21 protein-coding genes are annotated in these 24,093 nt (G+C 71.5%); 9 read left to right on the forward strand and 12 right to left on the reverse strand.

The window, feature by feature from the left end:
- Positions 1 to 20: 20 nt before the first annotated feature.
- Both ACLQ2T_RS15235 and ACLQ2T_RS15240 read left to right on the forward strand, forming a co-directional pair.
- The gene (locus ACLQ2T_RS15235; protein ID WP_425766781.1) at positions 21 to 248 is read left to right on the forward strand and encodes a potassium transporter TrkA; all 228 of its coding nucleotides are present in this window, start codon (positions 21 to 23) and stop codon (positions 246 to 248) included.
- A 58-nt stretch (positions 249 to 306) separates the two neighbouring features.
- Entirely contained in the window at positions 307 to 1,785 is a 1,479-nt protein-coding gene (locus ACLQ2T_RS15240) for a cation:proton antiporter (protein WP_425766782.1), read from the forward strand.
- A gap of 24 nt (positions 1,786 to 1,809) precedes the next feature.
- Here ACLQ2T_RS15240 and ACLQ2T_RS15245 read toward each other — a convergent pair whose 3' ends face one another.
- The 3 genes from ACLQ2T_RS15245 to ACLQ2T_RS15255 all read right to left on the reverse strand — a co-directional run bounded on the left by ACLQ2T_RS15245 (position 1,810) and on the right by ACLQ2T_RS15255 (position 7,617).
- The gene (locus ACLQ2T_RS15245; RefSeq protein ID WP_425766978.1) at positions 1,810 to 3,516 is read right to left on the reverse strand and encodes a hypothetical protein; all 1,707 of its coding nucleotides are present in this window, start codon (positions 3,514 to 3,516) and stop codon (positions 1,810 to 1,812) included.
- Positions 3,517 to 3,764: 248 nt separating this feature from the next.
- Positions 3,765 to 5,360 (reverse strand): xylulokinase, encoded by a 1,596-nt coding sequence (locus ACLQ2T_RS15250; protein ID WP_425766783.1) that lies wholly within the window; start codon positions 5,358 to 5,360, stop codon positions 3,765 to 3,767.
- A gap of 4 nt (positions 5,361 to 5,364) precedes the next feature.
- The gene (locus ACLQ2T_RS15255) at positions 5,365 to 7,617 is read right to left on the reverse strand and encodes an aminotransferase class III-fold pyridoxal phosphate-dependent enzyme (RefSeq protein WP_425766784.1); all 2,253 of its coding nucleotides are present in this window, start codon (positions 7,615 to 7,617) and stop codon (positions 5,365 to 5,367) included.
- A 139-nt stretch (positions 7,618 to 7,756) separates the two neighbouring features.
- Here ACLQ2T_RS15255 and ACLQ2T_RS15260 point away from each other — a divergent pair, with 139 nt between their 5' ends.
- On the forward strand, positions 7,757 to 8,947 hold the full coding sequence (locus tag ACLQ2T_RS15260) for a PucR family transcriptional regulator (protein ID WP_425766785.1): 1,191 nt from the start codon (positions 7,757 to 7,759) through the stop codon (positions 8,945 to 8,947).
- Between the two features lie 10 nt (positions 8,948 to 8,957).
- On the forward strand, positions 8,958 to 9,902 hold the full coding sequence (locus ACLQ2T_RS15265; RefSeq protein ID WP_425766786.1) for an acyltransferase domain-containing protein: 945 nt from the start codon (positions 8,958 to 8,960) through the stop codon (positions 9,900 to 9,902).
- A 6-nt stretch (positions 9,903 to 9,908) separates the two neighbouring features.
- Here the strand turns inward: ACLQ2T_RS15265 and ACLQ2T_RS15270 are convergent, their stop codons facing one another.
- From ACLQ2T_RS15270 to ACLQ2T_RS15280, 3 genes are all read right to left on the reverse strand, one after another.
- Entirely contained in the window at positions 9,909 to 11,324 is a 1,416-nt protein-coding gene (locus tag ACLQ2T_RS15270) for a GNAT family N-acetyltransferase (protein ID WP_425766787.1), read from the reverse strand.
- Positions 11,325 to 11,443: 119 nt separating this feature from the next.
- Positions 11,444 to 12,217 (reverse strand): ABC transporter permease, encoded by a 774-nt coding sequence (locus ACLQ2T_RS15275; RefSeq protein ID WP_425766788.1) that lies wholly within the window; start codon positions 12,215 to 12,217, stop codon positions 11,444 to 11,446.
- Complete coding sequence (locus ACLQ2T_RS15280; RefSeq protein ID WP_425766789.1) at positions 12,214 to 12,951, reverse strand: ABC transporter ATP-binding protein; 738 nt, start codon at positions 12,949 to 12,951, stop codon at positions 12,214 to 12,216. The genes ACLQ2T_RS15275 and ACLQ2T_RS15280 overlap by 4 nt, the downstream gene beginning before the upstream one ends.
- Positions 12,952 to 13,063: 112 nt before the next feature.
- Here ACLQ2T_RS15280 and ACLQ2T_RS15285 point away from each other — a divergent pair, with 112 nt between their 5' ends.
- The 3 genes from ACLQ2T_RS15285 to ACLQ2T_RS15295 all read left to right on the forward strand — a co-directional run bounded on the left by ACLQ2T_RS15285 (position 13,064) and on the right by ACLQ2T_RS15295 (position 16,159).
- Complete coding sequence (locus tag ACLQ2T_RS15285) at positions 13,064 to 14,167, forward strand: sensor histidine kinase (protein ID WP_425766790.1); 1,104 nt, start codon at positions 13,064 to 13,066, stop codon at positions 14,165 to 14,167.
- Positions 14,164 to 14,808 carry a response regulator gene (locus ACLQ2T_RS15290; RefSeq protein WP_425766791.1) on the forward strand — a complete coding sequence of 215 codons (645 nt, stop codon included), beginning with the start codon at positions 14,164 to 14,166 and terminating at the stop codon, positions 14,806 to 14,808. Before ACLQ2T_RS15285 ends, ACLQ2T_RS15290 begins: the two co-directional genes overlap by 4 nt.
- 214 nt (positions 14,809 to 15,022) lie before the next feature.
- Positions 15,023 to 16,159, forward strand: coding sequence for an acyl-CoA dehydrogenase family protein (locus ACLQ2T_RS15295; RefSeq protein ID WP_425766979.1), 1,137 nt, complete (start codon positions 15,023 to 15,025; stop codon positions 16,157 to 16,159).
- 41 nt (positions 16,160 to 16,200) lie between these two features.
- Here the strand turns inward: ACLQ2T_RS15295 and ACLQ2T_RS15300 are convergent, their stop codons facing one another.
- From ACLQ2T_RS15300 to ACLQ2T_RS15310, 3 genes are read right to left on the reverse strand one after another with little or no spacing between them, the layout of a single operon-like run.
- Positions 16,201 to 16,767 carry a TetR/AcrR family transcriptional regulator gene (locus ACLQ2T_RS15300; RefSeq protein ID WP_425766792.1) on the reverse strand — a complete coding sequence of 189 codons (567 nt, stop codon included), beginning with the start codon at positions 16,765 to 16,767 and terminating at the stop codon, positions 16,201 to 16,203.
- Positions 16,764 to 17,558, reverse strand: coding sequence for an ABC transporter permease (locus ACLQ2T_RS15305; RefSeq protein ID WP_425766793.1), 795 nt, complete (start codon positions 17,556 to 17,558; stop codon positions 16,764 to 16,766). The genes ACLQ2T_RS15300 and ACLQ2T_RS15305 overlap by 4 nt, the downstream gene beginning before the upstream one ends.
- Positions 17,559 to 17,584: 26 nt before the next feature.
- Positions 17,585 to 18,514 (reverse strand): ATP-binding cassette domain-containing protein, encoded by a 930-nt coding sequence (locus ACLQ2T_RS15310; protein WP_425766794.1) that lies wholly within the window; start codon positions 18,512 to 18,514, stop codon positions 17,585 to 17,587.
- Positions 18,515 to 18,640: 126 nt separating this feature from the next.
- On the opposite strand from ACLQ2T_RS15310, the gene ACLQ2T_RS15315 reads away from it, so the two are divergent.
- A complete protein-coding gene (locus ACLQ2T_RS15315; protein WP_425766795.1) occupies positions 18,641 to 19,612 on the forward strand; it encodes a GNAT family N-acetyltransferase in 972 nt (323 codons plus the stop codon).
- On the opposite strand, the gene ACLQ2T_RS15320 is transcribed toward ACLQ2T_RS15315, so the two are convergent.
- Complete coding sequence (locus ACLQ2T_RS15320; RefSeq protein WP_425766796.1) at positions 19,606 to 20,463, reverse strand: metallophosphoesterase family protein; 858 nt, start codon at positions 20,461 to 20,463, stop codon at positions 19,606 to 19,608. The genes ACLQ2T_RS15315 and ACLQ2T_RS15320 overlap by 7 nt on opposite strands.
- Positions 20,464 to 20,565: 102 nt before the next feature.
- The gene (locus tag ACLQ2T_RS15325) at positions 20,566 to 22,359 is read right to left on the reverse strand and encodes an ABC transporter ATP-binding protein (RefSeq protein WP_425766797.1); all 1,794 of its coding nucleotides are present in this window, start codon (positions 22,357 to 22,359) and stop codon (positions 20,566 to 20,568) included.
- An 81-nt stretch (positions 22,360 to 22,440) separates the two neighbouring features.
- Here ACLQ2T_RS15325 and ACLQ2T_RS15330 point away from each other — a divergent pair, with 81 nt between their 5' ends.
- Complete coding sequence (locus ACLQ2T_RS15330; RefSeq protein ID WP_425766798.1) at positions 22,441 to 22,881, forward strand: MarR family winged helix-turn-helix transcriptional regulator; 441 nt, start codon at positions 22,441 to 22,443, stop codon at positions 22,879 to 22,881.
- A 10-nt stretch (positions 22,882 to 22,891) separates the two neighbouring features.
- Here ACLQ2T_RS15330 and ACLQ2T_RS15335 read toward each other — a convergent pair whose 3' ends face one another.
- On the reverse strand, positions 22,892 to 24,010 hold the full coding sequence (locus ACLQ2T_RS15335; RefSeq protein WP_425766799.1) for a threonine aldolase family protein: 1,119 nt from the start codon (positions 24,008 to 24,010) through the stop codon (positions 22,892 to 22,894).
- Positions 24,011 to 24,093 lie beyond the last annotated feature (83 nt).

A 24,093-nucleotide genomic window follows, 5' to 3' on the forward strand; every position in this document is an offset into this window, starting at 1 on the left:
CAGCGGCGGCGGGAGAGGCCATGGGTAAGGGCGTCTATGTGCAGGAACTGCCGGGCATCGGCAGACGGTACGACGTGGACCTGGGCAGCAACACCCAGCGGATCTCGATCGTGGTACGCCGTGACGGGACCCGGGACCTGTACGTCCTCGCCGCCGGGGCGGACGATCCGGTGGCGGTGATCGAGATGTCGGAGGAGCAGGCCCGCAAGGTGGGGGCCCTGCTGTCCGGCACCTACTTCTCCGAGTAGCCGGCCCTGCCGCCGGCTCGCAGACGACCCCGTCGCCTCCACCTCAGGAGTCTCCACGGTGCACGCTGATCTTGTGGGTTTCGGTGCCCTGGTGCTGATCGCGGGCCTGCTGGCCCGCTTCGGGCGGCGGATCAATCTGCCCACGGTGCCGTTCTTCATGCTCGCCGGCATCCTGCTCGGCCCGGGTACCCCGGGCCCGGTGCTGGTCTCCCATCCCGAGGATCTGGGCCTGCTCGCCTCGCTGGGTCTGGTCCTGCTGCTGTTCCACCTCGGGGTCGAGTTCCCGGTCGAGCAGGTGCTCGGCAGCGGCAGGCGACTGTTCGTGGCGGCCGGGGCGTACATCGGCCTGAACATCGGCGCTGGGCTGATCTTCGGGTTGGCCCTCGGCTGGGGCGGCTACGAGGCGTTCGTGATAGCCGGCGCGCTGGGCATCTCCTCCTCGGCCATCGCCACCAAACTGCTCATCGAGCTGCGTCGGTTGGCCAACGCGGAAACCCCGGTCATCCTCGGCATCATCGTGATCGAGGACCTGTTCCTGGCGCTGTACCTGGCGCTGCTGTCGCCGCTGCTGTCCGGAGCCGGGTCGGCGGGGGAACTGGCCCTGCGCATCGGGCTCAGCTTCGCGTACCTGGTGGTGCTCTTCGCCGTGGCCCGGTACGGCGCCCGGCTGGTCGGCAAGATCATCGACAGCAACGAGGACGAGTTGCTGGCCATCCTGATGGTCGGGCTGGTGGTGCTGGTGGCCGGCATCTCGGCCGAGATCGGTGTCTCCGACGCGATCGGCGCCCTGATGATCGGCCTGGTGGTGTCCCGTACCTCGATCCGGAAGCGGGTGGAACGGCTGGTCCTGCCGCTGCGCGACGTCTTCGCGGCGGTGTTCTTCGTGGCGTTCGGGCTCAGCATCAACGTCAGCGCGATCGGTTCGGTGGCCGTACCGGTGCTGCTGGCGGTCCTGCTGACCCTGGTGACCAACGTGCTCGCCGGTCTGATCGCCGGGCGGTTGTTCGGGCTGAACCAGCGGGGCACGGCCAATGTGGGCCTGACCGTGCTGGGGCGCGGCGAGTTCTCCCTGATCCTGGCCACCCTGGCGTTGGCCGCCGGGCTGGATTCCCGCCTCGGCCCCTTCATCGCCCTGTACGTGCTGGTGCTGGCCGTGACCAGCCCGCTGCTGGCGGCCAACTCGCGCTACCTGGCGCGGATCATCCCCGACCGGCTGCTGCGCGGAAACTGGCGGTACGTGCGGGAGGAGACCATGAGCACCGCCTGCACCCACCTGGACCGGATCAACATCACCGAGTCCGACGCCGAGGCCTGCCCGCAGTGCGTGGAGTCCGGCGACGACTGGGTGCAGCTGCGGATGTGCCTGACCTGCGGCGCGTTGGGTTGTTGCAGCGACTCGGTGAACAGCCACGCCGAGGAGCATCACCGGCAGACCGGTCACCCGCTGATCCGGTCGCTGGCGCCCGGCGAGGACTGGCGTTACTGCTACCTCGACGGTGCCCTGGTCCGCGCGCCGATGGGCGCGGCCCGGGAATAGCTCCCGGGCCGCCGGGGCCCGCGCTCAGTCCAGGCGGTACAGCACCGCCCCGTCGATCTCCTCCCGGGTGATGCCCAGACCCTCTACCGGTCGGAAGGTGACCCCGTCCCAGGGGGTGCCGGCCAGCCGGTCCGGCAGGACCACGACGGACCGGATGCCGGCCTGCCGGAGGAAGGCGATGCTGCCCGGGTCGGGGAAGGACATGCTCATCGTGCGGATGTCCTGCTGGGCGGGGGGCACGAAGTTGGCGAAACCGTTGGCTACCCGGGGGAACCCCTCGGTGGACCAGAGCATGACATGGAATTCGGAGATGCCCTCGCCGGGCAGGACCAGCAGGGGTTCGGGGGCCGAGCTGATCGCCGTGGGCGCGGGCGGCACCTCGGGGTGGGGGGTCCGGTTGACCCCCTCGGCCAGGACCAGCAGCAGCGGTACCACCAGCACGATCCGCCCGGCCACCCGCTGCCACCCGGTGTCGGGCAGTTGCCGCACGAACTCGGTGATCGCGCCGGCGGCGAGAACGGCCAGCAGCAGGCTGGTCCAGAGCATGAGCCGACCCGGGGTGCGCAGCGCGTCCCAGCCGGGGAGCAGCCGCGACAGGGTCATGTAACCCGGATCGCCGCCACCGGCGAGGTTGCTGCCCAGCCCCAGGGCGCCGCTGACCAGCACCCCCAGCCCCAGCATGAGGCGGTAGCGCAGGCGGAACGCCGAGTAGCTCAGCCCGGCCACCCCCAGCATGATCAATGTGACGCCGGGCAGCAGGGTCATCTCCGGCGGCCAGGACAGTTGGGTGCGCGCGGGTTCGAAGTAGTCGCCCCACAGCCAGGAGTCCGCCGGGGCGACCAGGTATCCGCGCAGCGGCGGGGAGAACATCTCCGTCCAGGACAGATCCCGGCGTGCCTGCGGGTAGAGCTCCACCACCCGCAGGTAGGTGGTCCCCAGCCAGATGCACACCGCACCGAAGAGGGCGCCGCCGACCAGGTTGGCCACCACCACCCGGCGGCCCAGCACCCACCGGCCGCCACGCCACCGGGACCACCCCAGGCCCACCGCGACCACCAGCCCGGCAGCGGCCAGGATGTAGATCAGGGGCAGGCCGATCGCCAGACCCAGGCTCACCTGCCAGGCGGCCGTCAGCCAGCCGGCCACGATCCAGCCGGGGCGGTGCAGGTGCGGGCGGTGACCCTCGCGCAGGGACCAGCCGTGGCCACGGGCCAGCATCGCCAGGCACAGGGCGATGCCGCCGGCGGACAGGATGTTCAGGTGACCGCTGTGGGCCATCCGCCACGGCGCGAAGGCCCAGGCGATGCCGGCGACGGCCGCCGCCGTCCGCACCCCGCCCAGCTGGCGGACCAGGGCGTACGCCCCGACGAAGGACAGCGCGTAGGCGAAGACGTACAGCAGGTTGTAGCGGAACACCGCGGCCTCGACGCCGCTGCCGAACAGACCGGCGGGGGCGTACCCGAGCAGGGTGTCCGTGTAGGCGTAGCTGTACATGGCCGGGTACAACGCGTTGGCGTGCCAGATCGCCAGCGGGTCGGTGAGCAGGGCGTGCCCGGCCCAGGCGACCTGCCAGGTCTGCAATGTGGGATCCGCCAGGTCGCCCGGGATGGTGGTCCACGGATTCTTCAGGGTCGGCCAGGTGAGGACGACGGCCAACAGCAGACCGGCCACCGAGGCCAGGGTCCACTCGTGGCGCAGCAGGCGCGAGGCCGTCCGTCCGGCCGCCGCCAGCCGCCCGGCCCCACCGGTCGGCTCGGCCGGCGATTCGTCCCGGTCGACCTCGGGTTCCTGGCCCTCGACGGAAGAGGTTTCGGCAAGCTCTCGCCGTGTCGTCTCCACGTACCCTCCTGTCGGTGCCAACGTCGGCGTACTAGCCTCGCATCGTTGGCAGGGAAACGCCATCATCGATGAATTCCGGAACTTCCGGGGCCGCCGATCGAGCCCGCCATCCCACTCGATGGGAGACCCGGCGAGCCATCTCAGCGGGGCCGGTGCAGCCGGCGGTACACCGGGGCCAGCCGCTTGTGCAGGTCCCGGTAGACGGCGAAGATCTCGTCGTAGGTGGCCCGGTGCTGCGGGATCGGGGTGAAGACCCGATCCGTGCGCATCAGGTCGGGGATGTCGCCGAAGCCGAGCCGATCGGTGCCGACCGCGCCGATCCATCCCGCTCCCCGGGCGTTGACCGCCAGCGGTCGGGCGTCCCGGCGGATCTCCACCCCCAGCACGTCGGCGAAGATCTGGCACCAGGAATCCGACAGGGCCCCGCCGCCGGTGATCGCCATCGAGGTGACCGGGGTGCCGAGGAACCGGTCGACCGCCCCGGTCAGCCAGCGGGTGTTGAGGGCCACCCCCTCGAAGACCGCCCGCAGCAGGTCGGAGCGGTTGGTGTCCAGCGAGATGTTGAGGAAGCCGGCGCGCAGGTTCGCGTCGTCGACCGGGGCCCGCTCGCCGTACAGCCAGGGGGTGTAGAGCACCCCGTTGGCCCCCGGCGGCACCCTGGGGATGATCAGATCGAAGGCGTCGAAGATGGAGCCCTCGTCGCGGCTGACGTGACCGGCGCCGAGCAGGGGATCGTCGTACTCGACGACCTTGTCGCGCAGCCAGGTCAGGTTGGCCCCGGCGGTGGCCTGCAGGGCGGTCATCAGGTAGCGGTCCCCGATCGCGCAGGGCACCGAGGCGATGCCGGCCAGCACGTCGGTCTTCTTGGCGGGCACGTGCGCGGCGATCCAGGAGGAGGTGCCCAGGTAGAGGTGGGCCTGACGGTCGCCGGTGGTGCCGGCCCCGATCGCCGCCGCGGTGGTGTCGATCGCCCCGGCCACCACCTGGACCGACTCGGGCAGCCCCAGGTGTGCGGCGGCGGTCGGGGTCAGCGGGCCGAGCACCTCCGTGCAGGCGACGATCGGCGGCAACTTGTCGGCGTCGATGCCGCAGTCGGCGACCAGCGTGGGGGAGTAGCGGATGTCGCCGGGGCGGCGGTTGTCGGTCACCCAGGAGGTGAGGATCGAGTCGACCGTGGCCACCGTCCGCCCGGTGAGCTTCAGGTTGATCCAGTCCAGCACGTTGAGGAAGGCGGCGGTGCGGGCGTACACCTGGGGCAGTTGGTCGCGGACGAGCAGCATGTGGGCCGCGGGGTCCTTGCCGGTGGGGGAGGGCATCCCCCCGGTGAGCCGCAGCCACCGCGCGATGCGGCGCACGGACATCCCCTGGTACGCGGGGAAGCCGCCGAACTGTCGCCGCAGGTGGGGCGCCCCCCGCATGTCCAGCCAGGAGATGCACGGGGTCAGGGGTTCCCCGGCGGAGTCCACCGCGATGGTGCCCTCACCCTGGGTGGAGGCACAGACCGTGGTCACCGCCCGCATCTGGTCGGGATGGGCCCGGCCCAGGTCGGCGGCGACCGCCCCGAGCGCGGCCCACCAGGTCGCCGGATCCTGTTCGGCGCCGCCACCGGGCAGCACCCGCAGCGGCAGGGACCGCTCGGCCCAGCCGGTGACGGTGCCGTCGGCGGCGACCAGGGCGGCCTTCAACGCCGAGGTGCCCAGATCGACCGCGAACACCTGAGGGGCGGTGGCGGCCACCGGCTCAGACCCCCTCGACCAGGGCGAAGACCTGGTCGAAGCGGGTCAGGGCGTCGTCGATGACCGCGTCGGTGTCGGCCATCGAGGTGTACATCCGGGAACCGGCCAGGGTGATGATGCCGTGCGCGGTGTACGCCGCACCCATCTGCTCCATCAGCCGCTTGCGGGCCTTGTTCTCCTTGAGCAGCTTCACCGGGTGCCGCATGTCCAGCAGCATCACCCCGCTGCACTCCAGGTGCACGATCGAACCCTGGTTGTACGCGACATACGGCAGCCCGTACGAGTCGATCAGCCGTTGCAGTCCCCGGGTCAGCCGGTCACCGGCCCGCCCGGCGATGACCGGGGCTCCTGTCCGGGCCATCTCCTCGATGGCGAAGTAGCCGGCCGCGCAGGACAGCGGGTTGGCCGACAGGGTCCCGCCGACCTGGATGTGCGCCCCGCTCTTACCGTCCAACCCGGAACCGAAGACCGCCATCACGTCCGCGCGACCACCGACTCCGCCGGCCATCGGGTAGCCCCCGGAGACCGCCTTGCCCAGCACGGTCAGATCCGGGGTGACCCCGAAGTAGCCGGCCGCCCCGCCCAGACCCAGCCGGAACCCGGTGACCACCTCGTCGAAGATCAGCAGGGCGCCGAACTCGTCGCACAACTGGCGGACCTGCGCGTTGAAGTCCCGGGGTGCGGGCCGGGTGCCGGACTCCGGGCCCACCGGCTCGACCACCACGGCCGCCGTACCGCCGCGCAGCCGGTTCTCGATCAGCTTGCGTTTGAGCTGCCCCAGGTCGTGCGGGAAGGCCTCCCGGGTGCGGGCGGTGGCGCCGAAGGGGATGCCCTTGGCGTTCATCCGGTACGTGCCGGGCACCCGCAGCCCGTAGACCATGGTGTCCGACCAGCCGTGGTACGCCCCACCGACCTTGATCACCATCTTCTTGCCGGTGAAGGCCCGGGCACCGCGTACCGCCGCCATCACCGCCTCGGTGCCGGAGCCCAGGGCGCGGTACATCTGGATGTGCGGCATGTACCGGTGGATGATCTCGGCGAGTTTGAGTTCGTACTCGTGGAACAGGCCGGTCACCGGGCCGCAGTCGCGGACCACCTCGGCCACCCGCTCGTTGACCGGGCCGTAGTTGCTGCCCAGGATGGTCGGTCCCCCGGCCTGGAGGAAGTCGATGTAGGTGTTGCCGTCCCGGTCGACCAGGTACGCCCCCTCGGCCTTCTCGATCGCCAGGGGGAACGGGTAGTTGAAGGCCAGGTTGTGCTGCACCCCGCCGGGGATGCGCCGCTTGGCCCGGTCGGTGATCTCCTTACTGGCCCGGCACTTGGTGTCGAAGTAGTTCAGCACGTCGAGCAGCGCGTCGTGGCGCAGCCCGCGGATCGGCTGGGCGGTCAGGGCCTTCAGCCGCCGCATCACGTCCTCGACGTCCGGGTAGGTGCTGATCGCATATCCGAGTCGCGCGGACTCGGCCCCCGGCGCCTCGTCCGACTCGACGGCCGCCTCCGCCGTGGTTTCCGCAGCGACCGCGTCGGCGCTGGGCAGCGGCTCGTCGGCCGGTACCCGCAGCGGCTCCACCGCCTCGGTGATCTGGGCGGCGATGCGCTTCTCGTCGGCGCGCAACTTGCCGAAGGCGATCTCCCGGATCGCGGTGGGGATGGTGAAGACCCGACCCGCCTCGCTGGTCAACGCCAGCAGGTACGCGATGCAGACCTTCTCCAGCAGCGCCATGTTGAACACCGCCCGGTCCGGGTCGGTGCCCACCGCCACCACCCCGTGGTTGGCGATGATGAAGGCGTTGTCCCCGCTGGCCACCTTCTTCTGCACGTTGCGGGCCAGGAAGGAGGTACCCGAGGGGGCGTAGTCGATGATCGCCACCTCCCGGCCGAGGAACCGCACCTGCTCGTCGGTGAGCGCCGGGATCGGCTTGCGCAGAAAGGCCAGGGCCGAGGCGTACGGCTGATGGGTGTGCACGATCGCGTTGACGTCCGGGCGTTCCCGGTAGATGTTGGCGTGCATCCCGCACTCGATGGAGGGCTTGAGTTCCACCCCGGAGTCGTCGGGCACGTGCCGGCCGTCGAAGTCGACGATGCAGATGTCCTCGACCCGCATCCGGTCGTAGTCGTAGTTGCTCGGAGTCACCGCGTACAACCGGTGGCCGGGCACCCGCACCGACACGTTGCCCTCGGTGGCCTTGAGGTAGCCACGGTCGAGCATGGTGCGGCACATGTCGACCACATGTTGGCGGGACAGGCGATGCTGCACGGCCTTCTCCTCCGTCGACTCCTGGCCGTCGCCGGGCGCGCGGCGGCTCCATCCTCGCCCGCTCCGGCGGGCCGGGACACCGTCCGTACGGCAGCGAGAACCCGGCCGCAGATTGTCCTGAGGTGACAAAATCTGCCGGGTGAGCGCACCCCTGTCCGCCACCCCCTGGCGGCGCCTGCCCGCCGACCTGGCCACCGCCATGCGCCCGCACCTGCCGGCCACCGTGCCCGCCGTAGCGGTAGCGGTCACCGAGGCCACTCCGGCCTTCGCCACCGTCACGGACGAGAAGTTCCGTCGGGACGTGCACACCGCCGTCCAGGTGGCCCTGGACCGCTTCCTGGACCTGGTCGGCACGGACGAACCCGCGCTGCCACCCCGCATCCGGGAGGTCTTCGTCGCCCTGGGCGCCGCGGAGGCACGCGAGGACCGGGGCCCGGAGGCGCTGCTGGCCGCGCTGCGGATGGCGGCCCGGGTGCTGCTGCGTACCGCCTCGCAGTCCCTGGCCCGGCTCCGCTCGGTCGACACCGAGGAACTGATCGACCTCTCCGACGCCGTCAGCGCCTATGTCGCCGAACTGGCCGCCGCCAGCACCGACGGGTACGCCCTTCAGGTGCGCGAGCAGGCCGGTGAGGACCGGCGGCGGCACCTGGCCGAACTGCTGCTGCGCGGCGACGGCATGGCCGACGCCGTAGCGGCCGCCGCCGCCCGGATCGGCTGGCCGGAGCTGAACACCGTGGTGCCCGTACTGCTGCCGCTGGAGCAGGCCCGCGACGCGCGGTTCCGGTTCGGCGCGGACGGCCTGGTCGTGGAGCGTGGCCGGGACGCGGTGCTGGTGCTGCGCGCCGGACCCCGGACGACCCGCGCCGCTCTGAGCACGGCATTGGCCGGCCGGTGGGCGGTGGTCGGCCCGGCACTGGCCTGGCCGCAGATTCCCGCAGCGGTACGCCTGGCCGAACAGGCCGCCGGGCTGGTAGACCCCCACGCGGGCCCGGTCTTCGTCGACGACCACCTGGTGTCGCTGACCCTGCGCGGCGAACCCGGCGCCCTGGCCGTGCTCACCGAACGCAGACTGGCCCCGCTGCACGACCTGCGTCCGGCGCAGCGGGACAACCTGCTGGTCACCCTGCATTCCTGGCTGCGGCACTGGGGGGCGCGCGCCGAGATCTCCGCCGAACTGTTCGTCCACCCGCAGACCGTCAGCTACCGGCTCAAACGCCTGCGCGACCGGTACGGCGGCGACCTCGACGACCCGGCCGTCCGCCTGGAACTGCTGGTGGTGCTGGCCGGTCTGTTCGGCACCCACCCCCCACAACAGGACGCCGGTCGGTAGGGTCTGCCGCATGGAGGCCGCCGCCATCGCCGCCCGGTCAGGGGTGCCCGTCGAGGAGATCGAGCGGGTGCACCGGCTCGCCGCTGACCGGCCCTCGGCTCCGCTGCCCGCCAGATCCGCAGCCCCCGCGATCCTCGACCGCCTGGCGGTGTCACCGGAGGACGCCGCCGAGATCATGACGGGCTGGCCCGACCCGGACTCCCCACAGTGGACCCCGGAGCTGCGCTGGCTGCTGGACCGCTCGATCGCCCTGGTCCGCGCCGACCTCGGGGGCCACGGTTGGCTGCCGCCCGGCCCGGAGTTGCCCCGGGACCGAGGCCCCGCCTGGCGGCGCCTCTACGTCTACGCGTACCTGGCCCTGGTCGAGGTCGCCATGGGATACCACCGTGACCACGGCATCCCCGAGGCCGTGTCCTGGACCGCCCTCGCCGACCTGGGTAGGAACCTGGCCATCGACCGGCGGATGAACGGCGAGGGCTGGCCGGTCATGCAGAGCTGGTTGACCCTGCATGTGCGGGGTGCCGTGTACGAGCTGGGACGGTTGCAGCACCACCGCGGCGGCGCCACCCTGGACCTGCACATCCCGGACTCGGGGCCGATGACCCCGCAGGCCGTCGAGGACTCCCTGGACCAGGCCAGGGAGTTCTTCCCGCGCCACTTTCCCGAGGAGCACTACACCGAATTCGCCTGCGGCTCCTGGCTGCTGGATCCCCAACTGGCGGAGTACCTGCCGGAGGACTCCAACATCGTCCGGTTCCAGCGCCGGTTCGAGCTGGAACCCTACGAGCAGCCCGAGGGGCTGGACCCCGATGTGGAGGTGCTGCGGTTCGTGTTCCGGACGCTGACCACCCCGCTGGAGCGGCTGCCGCGCCGTACCGTGCTGCAACGCGCCGTCATCGACCACCTGGCCGCCGGTCGCCACTGGCAGTGGCGTCGCGGCCGGTTCCCCTTCTAGGCACCCCTACGCTGGTCCAGCCGACAGCACCTCGGCCAGCATCCGATGGCCTTGGGCCTCGAACGCTTCGTCGCCCACCTGATGAGCCCAGGCCGCGGTGCCGATCGCGTTCCGGACCAAGGTGCGGTGCCAGGCGCTCGGCTCCCGAGGATCGGCGCCGTACCCGTCGAGGAAGGCCGCTTCCAGGCGCGGATCCCGACGGAACTCCTGCACGGCCAGCCGGGCGAGGTCCGTGAGCGCGGGACGCCGCGCCGCCCGCCCGAAGTCGATGATGCTCACGACTCCGTGGTGAATCAGCCAGTTGCGGGGCTGCCAGTCCCCGTGGGTGGGCACCAGGATCGCGGGCGGGGTGGGCCAGTCGGCGATCTCGGCCCGCAGCCGCGCGACGGTGCTCGCGGGAATCCGGTGTGGTCGGCCGAGCCAGGCCAGTGACCGTTCGTTCTCCCGTCGCTCGTAGTCGTGGTCGAGGACCGGGGTCTGGGCGTGCAGCAGGGCCAGCAACTCGCCCGCCTGCCGGTAGGTGTCGGGGTGCTCGGCGTGGGTGGTGCCGAGCACCAGGTCTCCGGGCAGGTAACGGGTGACGAGGATCTTCTCCTGGGTACTGCCCTGCACCAGGGCGGGCGCGCGGCCCCGGTCGGTCCAGGGCCGCAACCAGGTGCGGTGGGCGTGCAGTTCCCGCGCGATGTGGCGATCGTCGGCACCACCGGCCTTGACGATGAACCGGGACCCCGCCCAGGAGACCTCGACCACCCTGGTCGCCACCAGACCCCAGCTGTGCTCCCGCACCAGGGTCGCCCCCGGAAGCCACCACCGCAGCAGGGTCCGCTGCCCTGGCGCCAGGCCCTCGTCCCAGCCCGACACCGCCGGGTCCTCCGGGGTCCGCCCGGCGTGATCGACCCGGTCGGAGGTCGCTGGTCCTGGCGTTGAATGGGCGTACCGGGTGATCCAGAGACCGGGGATGACCTCCAACTCGCCGGTCCGCACGAACCCCAGACCCTCGTACAGCCTCCGGGCGGGCCGGTTGTCCCGGCCCGTGGCGACGACGACTCGACGGTGACCGGCAAAGGTGAGAACGGCAGCCACCAACGCCCTGCCGGCTCCTCGCCGATGGGCCGCCGGATCGACCAACAGCCGGTCGACGTCCACCACCGAGTCCTCCTCCGACCAGCCGATCGCCCCGATCAGCCGTTGTGCCTGGAAGGCGCCGAGCCACCTCAGGGGCGCGCTGCGCAGCGCGTCGAGGGTCTCGTGCAGCGGCGGAATCCGGTCGTCGCCGATGATCGCCGCCTCCACCGCGTACGCCGCCTGCTGGATGCTCAGCAGTTCCCGTGCCAGGGCTTCGTCCCCGCCGGGTGCGATGTCCCTGATCTCCATCGGTGGATCCCGCCCTTCCGGCGCGGTCCAGTCGGCGAGGCCGGTCACCGCACGATTCTGCACCCGCCGCACTCGCCCTGCCCATGATCGTGCTCGATCCCGGATCGAGTGGTTTACGTGAACGGGTAAGCCACTCGATCCCGGATCGAGGGGGCTGCCCAAGCCCGTCATTCCCAGCGGAACAGGAGGGCGGCGACCAGGGTGCCGAGGAGGACGGTAGCGCCGAGACCGAGCAGGTGCGCTGCGCTGATCGTCGAGCCGGTCCAGGCGGCGGAGAGCGCGTCCACGGCGGCACCGAAGGGCAGCCAGGCGCCGAAGTCGGCGAGCGGTTCGGGCAAACTGTCCCGGCCGCCGAACATGCCGCCCAGGGCGCCGAGGAGGAAGAAGGTGACCAGGCCGATGGCCACGGCCGAGTTGGGGGTCGGTGCGACCGCCGCGACCATCATGCCGATGGCGTACATCGCCGCCATCGTCAGTGCCAGCACCCCGAGGGCCACCGCGAGGTCGGCCGGTGGCCGGGCACCGAAGGCCGCCAGCGCCACCCCGGCGGCCACCGTGATGCCGGTCAGGGTCTGTACGACGCTCACGATCGTCTGGGCGGCCAGCACCAGCGCGGGTGAGACCGGGGTGACCGCCAGCCGCCGCAGGATGCCCGAGCGTCGGTAGTAGGCCAGGAAACTCGGCATGTTGATGATGCCGATCATCGCAACGACCATGGTGATCACCAGCGGGAGGACGAACACCTCCAACGCCGTACGCCCGTCGGCCACGACCTGGCCGCCGGCCGAGCCGGCGCTGGTCAGCAGGATCAGCAGCGGCAGGCCCAGCGGTACGACAAGCCCCGCGGTGTCCCGTACGACCATCCTGGCCTCGCACCCGACGAGAATCAGCAGGGCGCGCACCCCGGGCCGAACGGGCACGATGGTGGGTGTCGCGGTCATGCCGCCTCCTCCAGGTTCTTGCCGGTCAACGCGACGAAGGCCTCGTCGAGGGTGTCGGCGCCGGCCCGGCTGCGCAGACCGGCGGGGGTGTCCACGGCGATGACCCGACCGGCGTCGAGGACGGTGATCCGGTCGCAGAGTCGCTCGACCTCCTCCATCGCATGGCTGACCAGCAGGACGGTGACCTGATCGGACTTGAGCCGTTCGATGGTGCTCCACATGCGTCGCCGGGCCGTCGGGTCCAGGCCGGTGGTCAGCTCGTCGAGGATGGCCACCCGTGGCCGTCCGACCAGCGCCAGGGCGATCGAGAGCCGCTGCTTCTGCCCGCCGGAGAGCTTCTCGAAGATGGTCCGGCGTTGCCGGGTCAGGTCGACCAGGTCCAGCAGTTCGTCCGTGGGACGGGGATCGGGGTAGAAGCTGCGGTACAGCTCGACCAACTCGCTGACCCGCAGTGCATGATGCAGGTAGGCGTCCTGGAGTTGGACGCCGAGCACCTGCCGCAGCCGGGCGCGGTCACGGCGGGGATCCAGGCCGAGGACACGTACCCGCCCTCGATCGGGGACCCGTAGCCCGGCGATCATCTCGACGGTCGTCGTCTTGCCCGCGCCGTTGGTGCCGCACAGGCCCATCGTCTCGCCGTGCTCGATGCGCAGGCTGACCTCGGTGACCGCCTGGACGCGGCCGTAGCGCTTGGCGAGGTCTTCGGCGAGGACCGCCGGTTCGGAACTGGTCATGTTCGCCACGCTACGAGCACAACCGCTGTCGATTCCTGTACCGGAAGTCACGACCCGCGACCATGACTTCCGGCACCGGTCACCGGGGACGAACCCCATCTAGGGTGGCCACATGCGACGTGTCGGCACCGAGGAGTGGTCCGGTCTCGCGATGCTCGTGGTGGCGGTGGCCGTCGCCACCCCCGGTCTGTTCGGCGGCGCCGAGCTGCGGATCGGGCGAGGCTGGTGGATCGCCCTGTTCGTGCTGCTGCTGGCGGGCCTGCTGACCGCCCCGGCCGCGTCCGAGCAGGGCCGGGTGCGGCACCTGGCGTACGGGGTGGCCGTGGTGGCCGCCTGGGCGCTGGTGCTCACCACCCGACAGGTGGGGCTGCTGCCGGTGCTGCTGGTGCTCACCGCCGCGATGAGCGTCTACCTGGTCCCGCTGCCGGTCGGGCTGGTCGTGGTCGCCCTCAACACGGCGGTGATCATCCTTGTCGCGGTGCCGACCACCCGTACGCCGGGGGAGTTGGGCCTGATAGTGGGTTTCTACCTGCTGATCCAGCTGGCCTCGCTGCTGAGTTCGATGACCCTGCTGCGGGAACAGCGGATGCGCCGGGAGCTCGCCGCGGCCCATGTGGAGCTGAAGGCCGCCGGGTTGCGGTTGGAGGAGTCCGCCCGGACACAGGAACGGCTGCGGATCTCCCGGGAGTTGCACGACCTGATCGGTCACCAGTTGACCGTGCTGACCCTGGAGTTGGAGACCGCCCGACACCTGGACGGCGCCGCGGTCCAACGGCACGTGGAGCGCGCCGACCGGGTGGCCCGGGAGTTGCTCGGCGACGTCCGCACCACGGTCGGGCACCTCAGGACGGAGGCTGTCGACCTCGAAGAGGCCCTTCGGCGGTTGGCGCGGGACCTGCCCGGCCTGGAGGTGTCGATCGAGGTGTCACCGCAGGTGTGTGTGGACGAGGAACGGGGGGCCGCGCTCGTGCGCGCGGCCCAGGAGATCATCACCAATACGATCCGGCATGCCGAGGCGCGCGAACTGCGGATCTCGATCACCGGCCAGGACGGTGTGGTCGCGCTCGACGCGTGCGACGACGGGCGGGGTGCGGGTGATCCGGCCTTCGGCAACGGGCTACGTGGCCTGCGGGAACGGTTCGAGGCCCTCGGCGGCGACCTGGTGGTGGACGGCTCGGCCGGGTTCCGGGTGACCGCGCGGATGCCGACCTCATGATCCGGGTGGTGGTCGTCGACGACCAGACCCTGATCCGGCAGGGCATCCGAGGGCTGCTGGAGGTCGCCCAGGTCGATGTCGTCGGTGAGGCGGCCGACGGCCGGGACGCCCTGGCGGTGATCGAGCGAACCGCACCCGACGTGATCCTGCTGGACCTGCGGATGCCCCGCTTCGACGGCATCTGGACCATCGACCAGTTGCAGGCCGCCGGCATCGACATCCCGGTGCTGGTGCTGACCACCTTCAACGACGACGCGCTGGTGCTGGCGGCCCTGCGGGCGGGGGCCCGCGGCTACCTGCTCAAGGACGTGACGCTGGCACAGCTCACCCGGGCGATCCGCACCCTGGCCGAGGGCGGCACCGTCATCGCCCCGTCGATCACCGACCGGATGCTGCGGGCGATCCGCTCCGGCCCCTCACCGGCCGGCCCGGACGCGCCCATGGTGGCCCGCCTGACCGAGCGGGAGCGGCAGGTGCTGCGGCTGGTAGCGCACGGCTACAACAACCGCGAGATCGCCGGTGCGCTGTTCCTGGCCGAGGGCACCGTCAAGAACCACGTCTCCACGATCCTGACCAAGCTGGGTGCCCGGGACCGGACGAACGCGGTGCTGCGTGCCCTGCACGAGGGCATCCTGGACTGACCCGGTCGTCGATGTCCCGCACCCCGAGCCTGCGTACCTCCCCGGACCCTGCTAGACCATCCTCAGGGCCTGGCCACCGCGCACCGGGTGGCGGGGACCCTCGACGCGCTCGACACCATGGCCTGGCCGTGGCGTGATCGCGCACCTGAACCGCGCCGGAAGGAAACCGCCCGTGACCCTGACCGTACCCGCGTCCACCCTCGACTACTTCGGGATCGACTCCCTCATCGACGAGGACGCCCGGCAACTCCAGGCCGCCGTGCGGGCCTTCGTCGACCGGCGGGTCCGGCCGCACATCGCCACCTGGTACGAGGAGGGTCGCCTGCCGGCCCGGGAGTTGGCCCGTGAGCTGGGTGAACTCGGCGTACTCGGGATGCACCTGACCGGGTACGGCTGCGCCGGCACCTCGGCCACCGCCTACGGGTTGGCCTGCTTCGAGTTGGAGGCCGGCGACTCGGGGTTGCGTTCCCTGGTCTCCGTGCAGGGCTCCCTGGCCATGTACGCGATCTGGCGGTTCGGGTCGGAGGAGCAGAAGCAGCAGTGGCTGCCCCGGATGGCCGCCGGTGAGGCGATCGGCTGCTTCGGGCTGACCGAGCCGGACTTCGGCTCGGACCCCTCCGGTATGCGCACCCGGGCCCGCCGTGACGGCGGCGACTGGGTGCTCGACGGCACCAAGATGTGGATCACCAACGGGTCGATCGCGGACGTGGCCGTGGTGTGGGCCCGCACCGATGAGGGGGTACGGGGATTCCTGGTGCCCGCCGGCACCCCCGGCTTCAGCGCACCGGAGATCACCCGCAAGCAGTCCCTGCGCGCCTCGGTCACCTCCGAACTCGTCCTGGACGAGGTCCGGCTGCCCGCCGAGGCCATGCTGCCGGAGGCGACCGGCCTGTCCGGGCCGCTGTCCTGCCTCAACGAGGCCCGGTTCGGCATCGTCTTCGGGGCCCTCGGCGCGGCCCAGGACTGCCTCCAGACCACCGTCGAGTACGCCCGCAGCCGGCAGATCTTCGACCGGCCCCTGGCCGCGTACCAGGCCACCCAGCTCAAGCTCGCCGACATGGGTCTGGAACTGGGCAAGGGAATGCTGCTGGCGATGCACCTCGGCGCGGCCAAGGACGCCGGCACCCTGGACCACCGACAGGTGAGCCTCGGCAAGCTCAACAGTGTCCGGGAGGCCATCGCCATCGCCCGGGAATGCCGCACCATCCTCGGGGCGGCCGGCATCACCCTGGACTACCCGGTCATCCGGCACGCCGCGAACCTGGAATCCGTGCTGACCTACGAGGGCACCTCCGAGGTCCACCAGTTGATCATCGGTCAGGTGCTCACCGGCCATTCCGCCTTCCGCTGAGCCGACCCGCCCGAGGTGCCCGCCGCAGCCCGGGAGGCTGGTCAGCCGGTGCTGCGGGGGCGGGCGCCGTCGAGGAAGAGGGCGACGATCCGGGTCGGGCCGGTGTCGTCGGTCAGGTCGGCGGCGCGGGCGAGGTGCAGGAAGGCGTTCATCAGGAACTCCGGCTCCCCGGCGACCAGGCCCGCCTGCCGCGCCTCGGTGAAGAACTCCGTGACCGGAGTCAGCAGCAGCGCCACATAGCGGGCCGAGACATGGTCCCGGGTCGCCTCACTGACCAGGGGAAGGGCGTCGTAGATGCGCTGCTCGAAGGTGATCGCCTCACCCTTCTGCCCGGCGACCACGGTGGCCAGCGCGTGCAGCCGCTGCTCGACCTCATCGTGGTCGGCGAGGGCGGCCGCGACCTGCCCACCGACGGCCTGGACGTAGCGTTCGGCGACCGCGATGTAGAGGTCCTCCTTGCCGCCGGGGAAGTGGTGGTAGATGGAGGGTTTCTGGATGCCGACGGTCCGCCCCACCTGCGCCAGGGAGATGCCCGGGTAGCCGGTCGCGGCCAGTTGCTCGGCGAAGGCGTCCATGATCTGGACGCGGGTGTCGAGGTGCGGACTCATCGGTTCTTCCTAGCGGTGCGCAGGGCCAGGGCACAGGCGGCTGCCCCGGCGACGATCAGGACGGCGACTGCGGCCACACCGGCCGGGGCGGCGGTCAGCGGCTCGCCGCCACCGAGCTGACGGGCGGTTTCGACGATATAGGTCAGCGGGTTGACCAGCGCGATCACCCGCATCCAGGTGGCCAGGTCGTCCACCGGCGCGAAGACCCCGGTGAAGAAGGACAGGCCGAACACGGCGAGGGTGACCAGGCCGGTGGTGGAGGCCGAGACCGACCGGATGGCCAGTGCGGTGCTCAGCAGCGCGACCCCGAGCCCCAGGGCCGCCATCAACAGGAACACCGCCAGGACCCCGGGCCAGCTCTGCGGACGGTAACCGATCAGGGCCGCGCCGAGGACCGTGACGACCATCTGCACGATGACCGCCAGCAGGGCGGCGACGACCGGGCCGACGAGGAACGGCACCGTGCTGCCGTGGGCCAGCCGCAGGCGGTCCAGGTAACCGCTGGTGAGGTCGCGCAGGACGAGGGTACCGGCGGCGCCCGCCCCGGTGGCCACCCCGGTGAGCAGGATCAGCGGCAGCAGGAAGGCGATGAAGTTCGTCCCGTGCAGGTAGGAACTGCCGACCGTGGTGAGTTGCCCGGCGTAGACGAGCAGGAAGAACAGGCTCTGCGCGACCGGTGAGATCAGCAGCGCGGGCGAGCGGAGCACGGCCCGGGTGGATCGCCGTACGGCGGCGAGAACGACCGGAGCCGGAGTACGGCGGGGCGGGGCGACCGCCGGCGGGAGGGTCATCGGATGCCTTTCGGTGCAGGTGGGGGTCAGCGGGCGGCCAGGGCGACGAACACGTCGTCCAGCGAGGGCTCGCGCAGGTGCAGTCCGGTGAGGTCGCCGGTGAGGTCACGGATCTCGTCCAGGGCGTCACGCAGCGCCGCCGGGTCCTCGGAGATGCTCAGGCGTACCCGGTCGCCGTGCTCCTCGTCGGCGCGGAAGCCGATCCGGGAGTGGGCGACGAAAGCCTTCGCGGCGGCCTCGCTGGTCAACTCCAGGGTCAGGGTGCGGGTGCCCACCCGTTGTTTGAGGGAGGCCGGGGTGCCCTGGGCGACGAGCTTTCCGTCGCGCAGCACCGCGATGTCGGTGGCCAGGACGTCGGCCTCGTGCAGGTCCTGGGTCGAGATGAGCAGGGTGGTGCCGCCCTGGTTGAGTCGGGTCAGTTCGGCCCAGAAGTCGAGGCGGGCCAGGGGGTCCAGGCCGGTGGTCGGCTCGTCCAGGATCACCAGCCTGGGCTCGGCGACGAGGGCCACGGCCAGGTCCAGTTTCCGGCGGGTGCCGCCGGACAGGGTGGCCACCCGGGAGGCGCGGTGCTCGCCCAGGTCGAACAGGTCCAGCAGATCGCGGGTGCGGTGGGTCCGCTGCCGACGCCCCAACCCGAGGGCCACCGCCTGGAAGTCGAGGACCTCGGCCGGGGTGGCGAGCGGGTCCAGGGCGTTCGACTGCGGCGCCAGGCCGATCAGGCGTCCCGCCTCGCGGGGCTGGGTCACGGTGTCGAATCCGCCGACCCGCACCGAGCCGCTGGTCGGCACGCGCAGGGTGGCGATGATCTCCAGCAGGGTCGACTTGCCCGCGCCGTTGTGCCCGAGTACGACGAAGCGGCTGCCCGGCTCGACCCGGAGGGTGAGACCGTCCAGGGCTCGGCGGGTTTTGTAGATCTTGGTGAGATCGGTGGTCTGCACGATGGGCTCCGGGGTCATGTCACCAGCCTACCTACCGATAGGTAGGGAGATCGGGCAGGGGTCGACCAGGGGCCCGCTGAGCCGACTGGGCGGGACGGAAAACCCGGTGACAGGGTGTGCTGGCGGGCACTAGGGTGGCGCCCCATGAGCCCTGCGGAGATTCGGCCGTTGGCCGCCGGTGACCTGACGGCCTGCGGCGAACTGCTGGCCCAGCGGCACCGTCGGCACCGCGCCGCACAGCCGTTGCTGTCCGCGCGCTTCGAGACACCGGAGGCCGCCGTCGCCGAGGTGAGGGCCGCCTTCGAGACCCCGGAAGCCTCCGGGGCGGTGGCGATCCGGGCCGGGGTACCGGTCGGCTTCGTGCTCGGTGCGCCGAAGACCTCGCCGCTGTGGGGGCCGAACATCTGGGTCGAAGCGGCCGGGCAGGCGAGCACCGACGCCGAGATGATGCGCGACCTGTACGCCGCCGCCGCTACCCGCTGGGTCGACGAGGGCCGCACCGCGCACTATGTGGTCGTGCCGGCCCATGACGAGGACCTGGTCCGGGCCTGGTTCCGGCTGGGCTTCGGCCAGCAGCACGCACACGCCGTCCGACCGGCCACCAGGCCGGCGGTGGCACCCCTGCCGGCAGGGCTGTCGGTGCGTCGGGCCACCCGGGCCGACATCCCGGACCTGGCCCGGCTCGACCTGGAACTACCGATGCACCAGGGGCTGTCCCCGACCTTCTCGGCCGGCCGGGTCGGCACCGTCGAGGAGAGCCTGGAGGACTGGGCCGAGGAGATCGACGACCCGGAGTACGCCACCTTCGTCGCCGTCCGCGACGGCAAGGTGGTCGGCTCCGCGATCGGGTGTGCCTTGGAGAAGTCGAGCGCTCACCTGGGCCCGGCCTGCCCGGACAACGCCGGGTTCCTCGGCTTCGCCGCGGTGTTCCCGTCCGCCCGTGGGGCCGGTGCCGGTCGGGCCCTCGGCACCGCCGTCCTCGACTGGACGGTCGACAGCGGCTTCGACTGCGTGGTCACCGACTGGCGGGTGACCAACCTGCTGTCGTCGCGCACCTGGCCCAGGCTCGGCTTCACCGAGACCTTCCTGCGCCTGCACCGCACGATCGGCTACTGACCGGGGGCCCCGGGCCGGTCGGGGGGTGCCCCGAAGATCCGGCGCAGCGGGTCGGGGGCCGGCCCCCTGGGCTTCCACTCCCGGGGATAGCCGAGCGAGACCTCCTCGAACCGTACGCCGTCGTAGTGGGTCGTGCGGGGGATGTGCAGGTGACCGTAGACCACCGCGGCGGCCCGGAACCGGACGTGCCAGTCCGCGGTGAGCACCGTCCCGCACCACTGGGCGAACTCCGGGTACCACAGCACCTCGGTGGGCTGACGCACCAGCGGCCAGTGGTTGACCAGCAGGGTCGGCAGGGCCGGGTCCGTGGCGGCGAGCCGACGCTCGGACTGCGCCACCCGGGCGTGACACCAGGATTCCCGGTCCGGATAGGGGTCCGGATGCAGCAGCATCTCGTCGGTGCAGACCACCCCCTTGGCGTACGCCTGCCGCAGCGCCTCCTCCTTGGTGGCCGCTCCCGGCGGCCGGAAGGTGTAGTCGTAGAGCAGGAACAGCGGCGCGATCGTCACCGGCCCGCCCGGCCCGTGCCAGACGGCGTAGTCGTCCTCCGGGGTGAGGACCCCGATGTCCCGACACATCCGGACCAGCTCCCGGTACCGGTGCTCGCCGCGCAGGCGTACCGGATCGGCGGTGTGGGTCCACAGTTCGTGGTTGCCGGGCGCCCAGATGACCTGGGCGAACCGGTTGCTCAGCAGGCGCAGCGTGGCTTCGATGTCCGCGAAGCGTTCACCGACGTCACCGGCGACGATCAGCCAGTCGTCCGCCGACTCCGGCTCGATCCGGTCGACGATCCGCCGATTGTCCGTGTACGCCACATGAAGGTCGCTGGTAGCGAAGAGTGATCCGGCCATCCCGCCGATCATCCCAGGCCTGTCGCCGTCCGGCAGCATCCGAAGGTGCCGTCGTGCCGTCGGACCGTCATGTCGGGACGGCGCCGACCATCCGGCCCGGCCTCATGCCGCCAGGCTGGCGTAGCGACCGTTGCGGTCGCTCAGGCTGTGGTGGTCGCCGGCCTCGACGATCCGGCCGTGGTCGAGCACCACGATCTGGTCGGCGTTGCGCACAGTGGAGAGCCGGTGGGCGATGGTGATCGTGGTACGCCCCTCGGCGAGCACGTCGAAGGCCCGTTGCACGGCCCGTTCGGTTTCGGTGTCCAGCGCACTGGTGGCCTCGTCCAGGACCAGGATCCGCGGGTCACGCAGCAGCGTACGCGCGATGGCGAGGCGCTGCTTCTCGCCGCCGGAGAACCGGTGGCCGCGCGAGCCGACCATCGTGTCGTACCCGTCGGGGAGGTTGGTGATCAGGTCGTGGATCTGGGCTGCGCGGGCGGCCTGTTCGATCTCGGCGTCCGTGGCGTCCGGCCGGGCGTAGCGCAGGTTCTCCCGGACCGTGCTGTGCAGCAGGTACGTCTCCTGACTGACCACGCCGACGATCGCGGCCAGATCGGCCAGCCGCAGGTCACGCAGGCCCACGCCGTCGATGGTGACCCGGCCGGCGGTCGGGTCGTACAGCCGGCTGACCAACGCGGCGAGGGTGCTCTTGCCGGAGCCGGTCTCACCGACCACGGCGAGACGGGAGCCGGCGGGTACGTCGAGGTTGATCCCGGCCAGCGCGGCGGTGTCGTTGCCGGGGTAGGTGAAGGTGACGTCCTCGAAGCGCAGGTGCCCGCGTACCCGGGTGGGGTCGAGGACTACCGGTTCGGCGGGGTCGGCCACGTCGACCGGCAGGTCCAGGTACTCGAAGATCCGAGCGAACAGTGCCAGCGAGGCGGCCAGCGAGACGCCCACGTTGAGCAGTCCCGTCAGCGGCCGGAACAGGCCGCTCTGCAGGGCGGTGAAGGCGACCAGGGTGCCGATGCTCAGCGTGCCGGCGGTCCCGGGCAGGCCGGCGGCGAGGTAGATGACGGCCGGTACGGCGGTGAAGATGATGCTCATCGTGGCCATCCGCCAGCGACCGGCCAGCTCGCTGCGCAGCTCCAGGTCGACAAGCCGCGCGGAGGAGGCGGTGAACCGGTCGATCAGGGCGGGCCCGGTGCCGAGGGTCTTGGCCAGCTGCACCCCACTTATCGACAGCCCTTCCTCGACGGTGACGTTGAGGTCGGCGAGTTCACGCTGGCGTTGGGCGGTGATCTCCCGGCGCATCCGGGCGACCCGGCGGGTCAGCCAGATCGCCGGTGGCAGCACGACAAGCGAGACCAGGGAGAGCTGCCAGGAGAGCGCCACCATGGCCACTGCGGTCGCGACCACGGTGGTGAGGTTGGACGCCACGGCGGTGGCGGTGGAGGTGACCACCGACTGCATCCCACCGATGTCGTTGGTGATCCGGGACTGCACCTCCCCGGTGCGGGTGCGGGTGAAGAAGCCCAGCGACTGCTGCTGGAGGTGGCGGAAGACGTCGGTGCGCAGCCGGTGCATGACCTGTTGACCGACCCGGGTGGAGATCCAGGTCTGCACGACGCCGAGGACGGCCGTGACGGCTGCCACCGCGACCATGCCGAGGACGAGCCAGACCAGCAGGGTCACGTCGCCTTCGGGCAACGCCTGGTCGATCACCGCACGCAGCAGGAACGGGGTGGCCATCGCGATGATCGAGGAGGCCACGATGATCGCGGTGACGATGGCCAGCGCGGGCCGGTGGGGGGTGAACAGCCGGCCGATGCGGCGTAGTGACACCTGGCGTGCCTGCGCCTTCTCCTCGGCGCTGAGTGTGCGGTGGCCACGGTCGCGGCCGTTGGGGATGGGTTCCAAGGGAACCGCCTTCCGTCGGGATCAGATGTTGAGGTTACCTCTCTATGAGGGTGCAACCGTATCTCGTGTTACGGTATTCCGGTGACCGAGCCCACCATCACCGGCGGCGACGGCGACGGCGACGAGAGCCTGGCGGAGACCTTCAGGGCGGTGGCGTCACGGTTGCGCCGGCAGACGCGGGAGGCCCTAGCGCCGTGGGCGGTCACCCCCAGCCAGTCCCGGGCGCTCGGGGTGTTGGCGAGGCTCGGGGAGGCGCGCCCCGGCGCGATCGCCGAGCACCTGCGCATCGCGCCCCGCTCGGCCACCGAGGTCATCGACGATCTTCAGGCACGCGGGCTCGTCGGTCGGCGACCCGACCCGGCCGACCGGCGGGCCACCCTGGTCGCGCTCACCGAGGAGGGCCACCGGGTCGGCACCGAGATCCGCGCGGCGCGCCGGGCGGCGGCGGACCGCTTCTTCGGGCACCTCGACGACGCCGACCGGGCCGAGCTGACCCGCATCCTGCGTACCCTTCGCAGCTGACCCTCGACCGTCAGGTGGCGTGCTCGACCAGTTGGTGCAGGAGGCTGACGACCTCCTCGGGAGTGAACGCCATGGCGTTCTCCCCGACGGTCACCTCGAACGAACACCGGTCCGGGTCCGGCGCCGACCGGGTACGGCCGAACAACTCCACCCCGGTGTCGGCGAGCAGGGCCTCGGCTGCCTGCTCGGCGGCGGCCGGGCCCATGGGCAGGTGCACGTGGAACAGCGGTGTCTGCGGCGGGTCCGGCACCACCCGGGCCACCCCGTCGGCCGTGATGGCCGCCGCGATCGCCAGCGCGTGGTCACGGTAGGCGGGCAGCCGGGGCAGGTGGGTGTCCAGGCCGTGCAGGGCGGCGAGCGCCAGTGGCCAGGCGTCGTAGACGTCGCCACCGAGCCTGCGCCGCCAGACCCGGGCCTCCGCCAGGAGATCGGAAGGCCCGGCGAGCACCGCACCACCGGTGCCCTGCAACCCCTTGTAGAGCGAGACGTACGCGGTGTCGAACAGGCCGGCGATCTCGGCGAACGGCCGCGCGTAGTACGTCTGGGCCTCCCACAGCCGCGCGCCGTCGAGGTGGATCGCCGCGCCGCGCTCGCGCATCGCCGAGGTCTGGGCGACCAGGTCCGCCCACTCCGGCAGCAGCCCGCCGATGTCGCGCTGCGGAAGCTCCCAGAGCACCGCCGCCAGCGGCTCGCCGATGGCGGTTAGGTCCTCCAGGCCCATCAGTCGGTGCCGGTCGCCGACCGGGTGGCACCGCAGGCCGTGCACGACGGCGTACCCACGGTGCTCCCACACCTCCAGGTGGCTCTGCGGATGGGCGGCGAACGCCCGATGCCCCCGGCGGTCGGCGTGGATGCGCAGGGTGACCTGCTGGGCCATCGTCCCGGACGGGAAGAACAGGGCACCCTCCTTGCCGAGCAGCGAGGCGATCCGCCGCTCCAGCACGGCCACCGGGCCGTCCGGGCCGTTGGGTGGCGTGTCAGCGTCGACCTGAGACAGCATCGCGCGCAGCATCTCCTGCGGGCGGCGACGCAGGCCGGAGTGCAGGAACAGGGACCGTCGTACGGCCCGGGCGGGTGCGGGCACCTGGTGTTGGCCGGCGTCCTGCGACGGAGAGGGTTCGGGGCTCATGCCGAGCAGCCTAGCTTGTTGCACATCCTTGGCAATAGCCAAGATCATGTGACTCTGCGAGGGCCTCGGTGAGAACGAGCGGG

The organism is Micromonospora sp. DT229 (assembly GCF_049844505.1).
In the GTDB taxonomy this organism is placed as follows: domain Bacteria; phylum Actinomycetota; class Actinomycetes; order Mycobacteriales; family Micromonosporaceae; genus Micromonospora.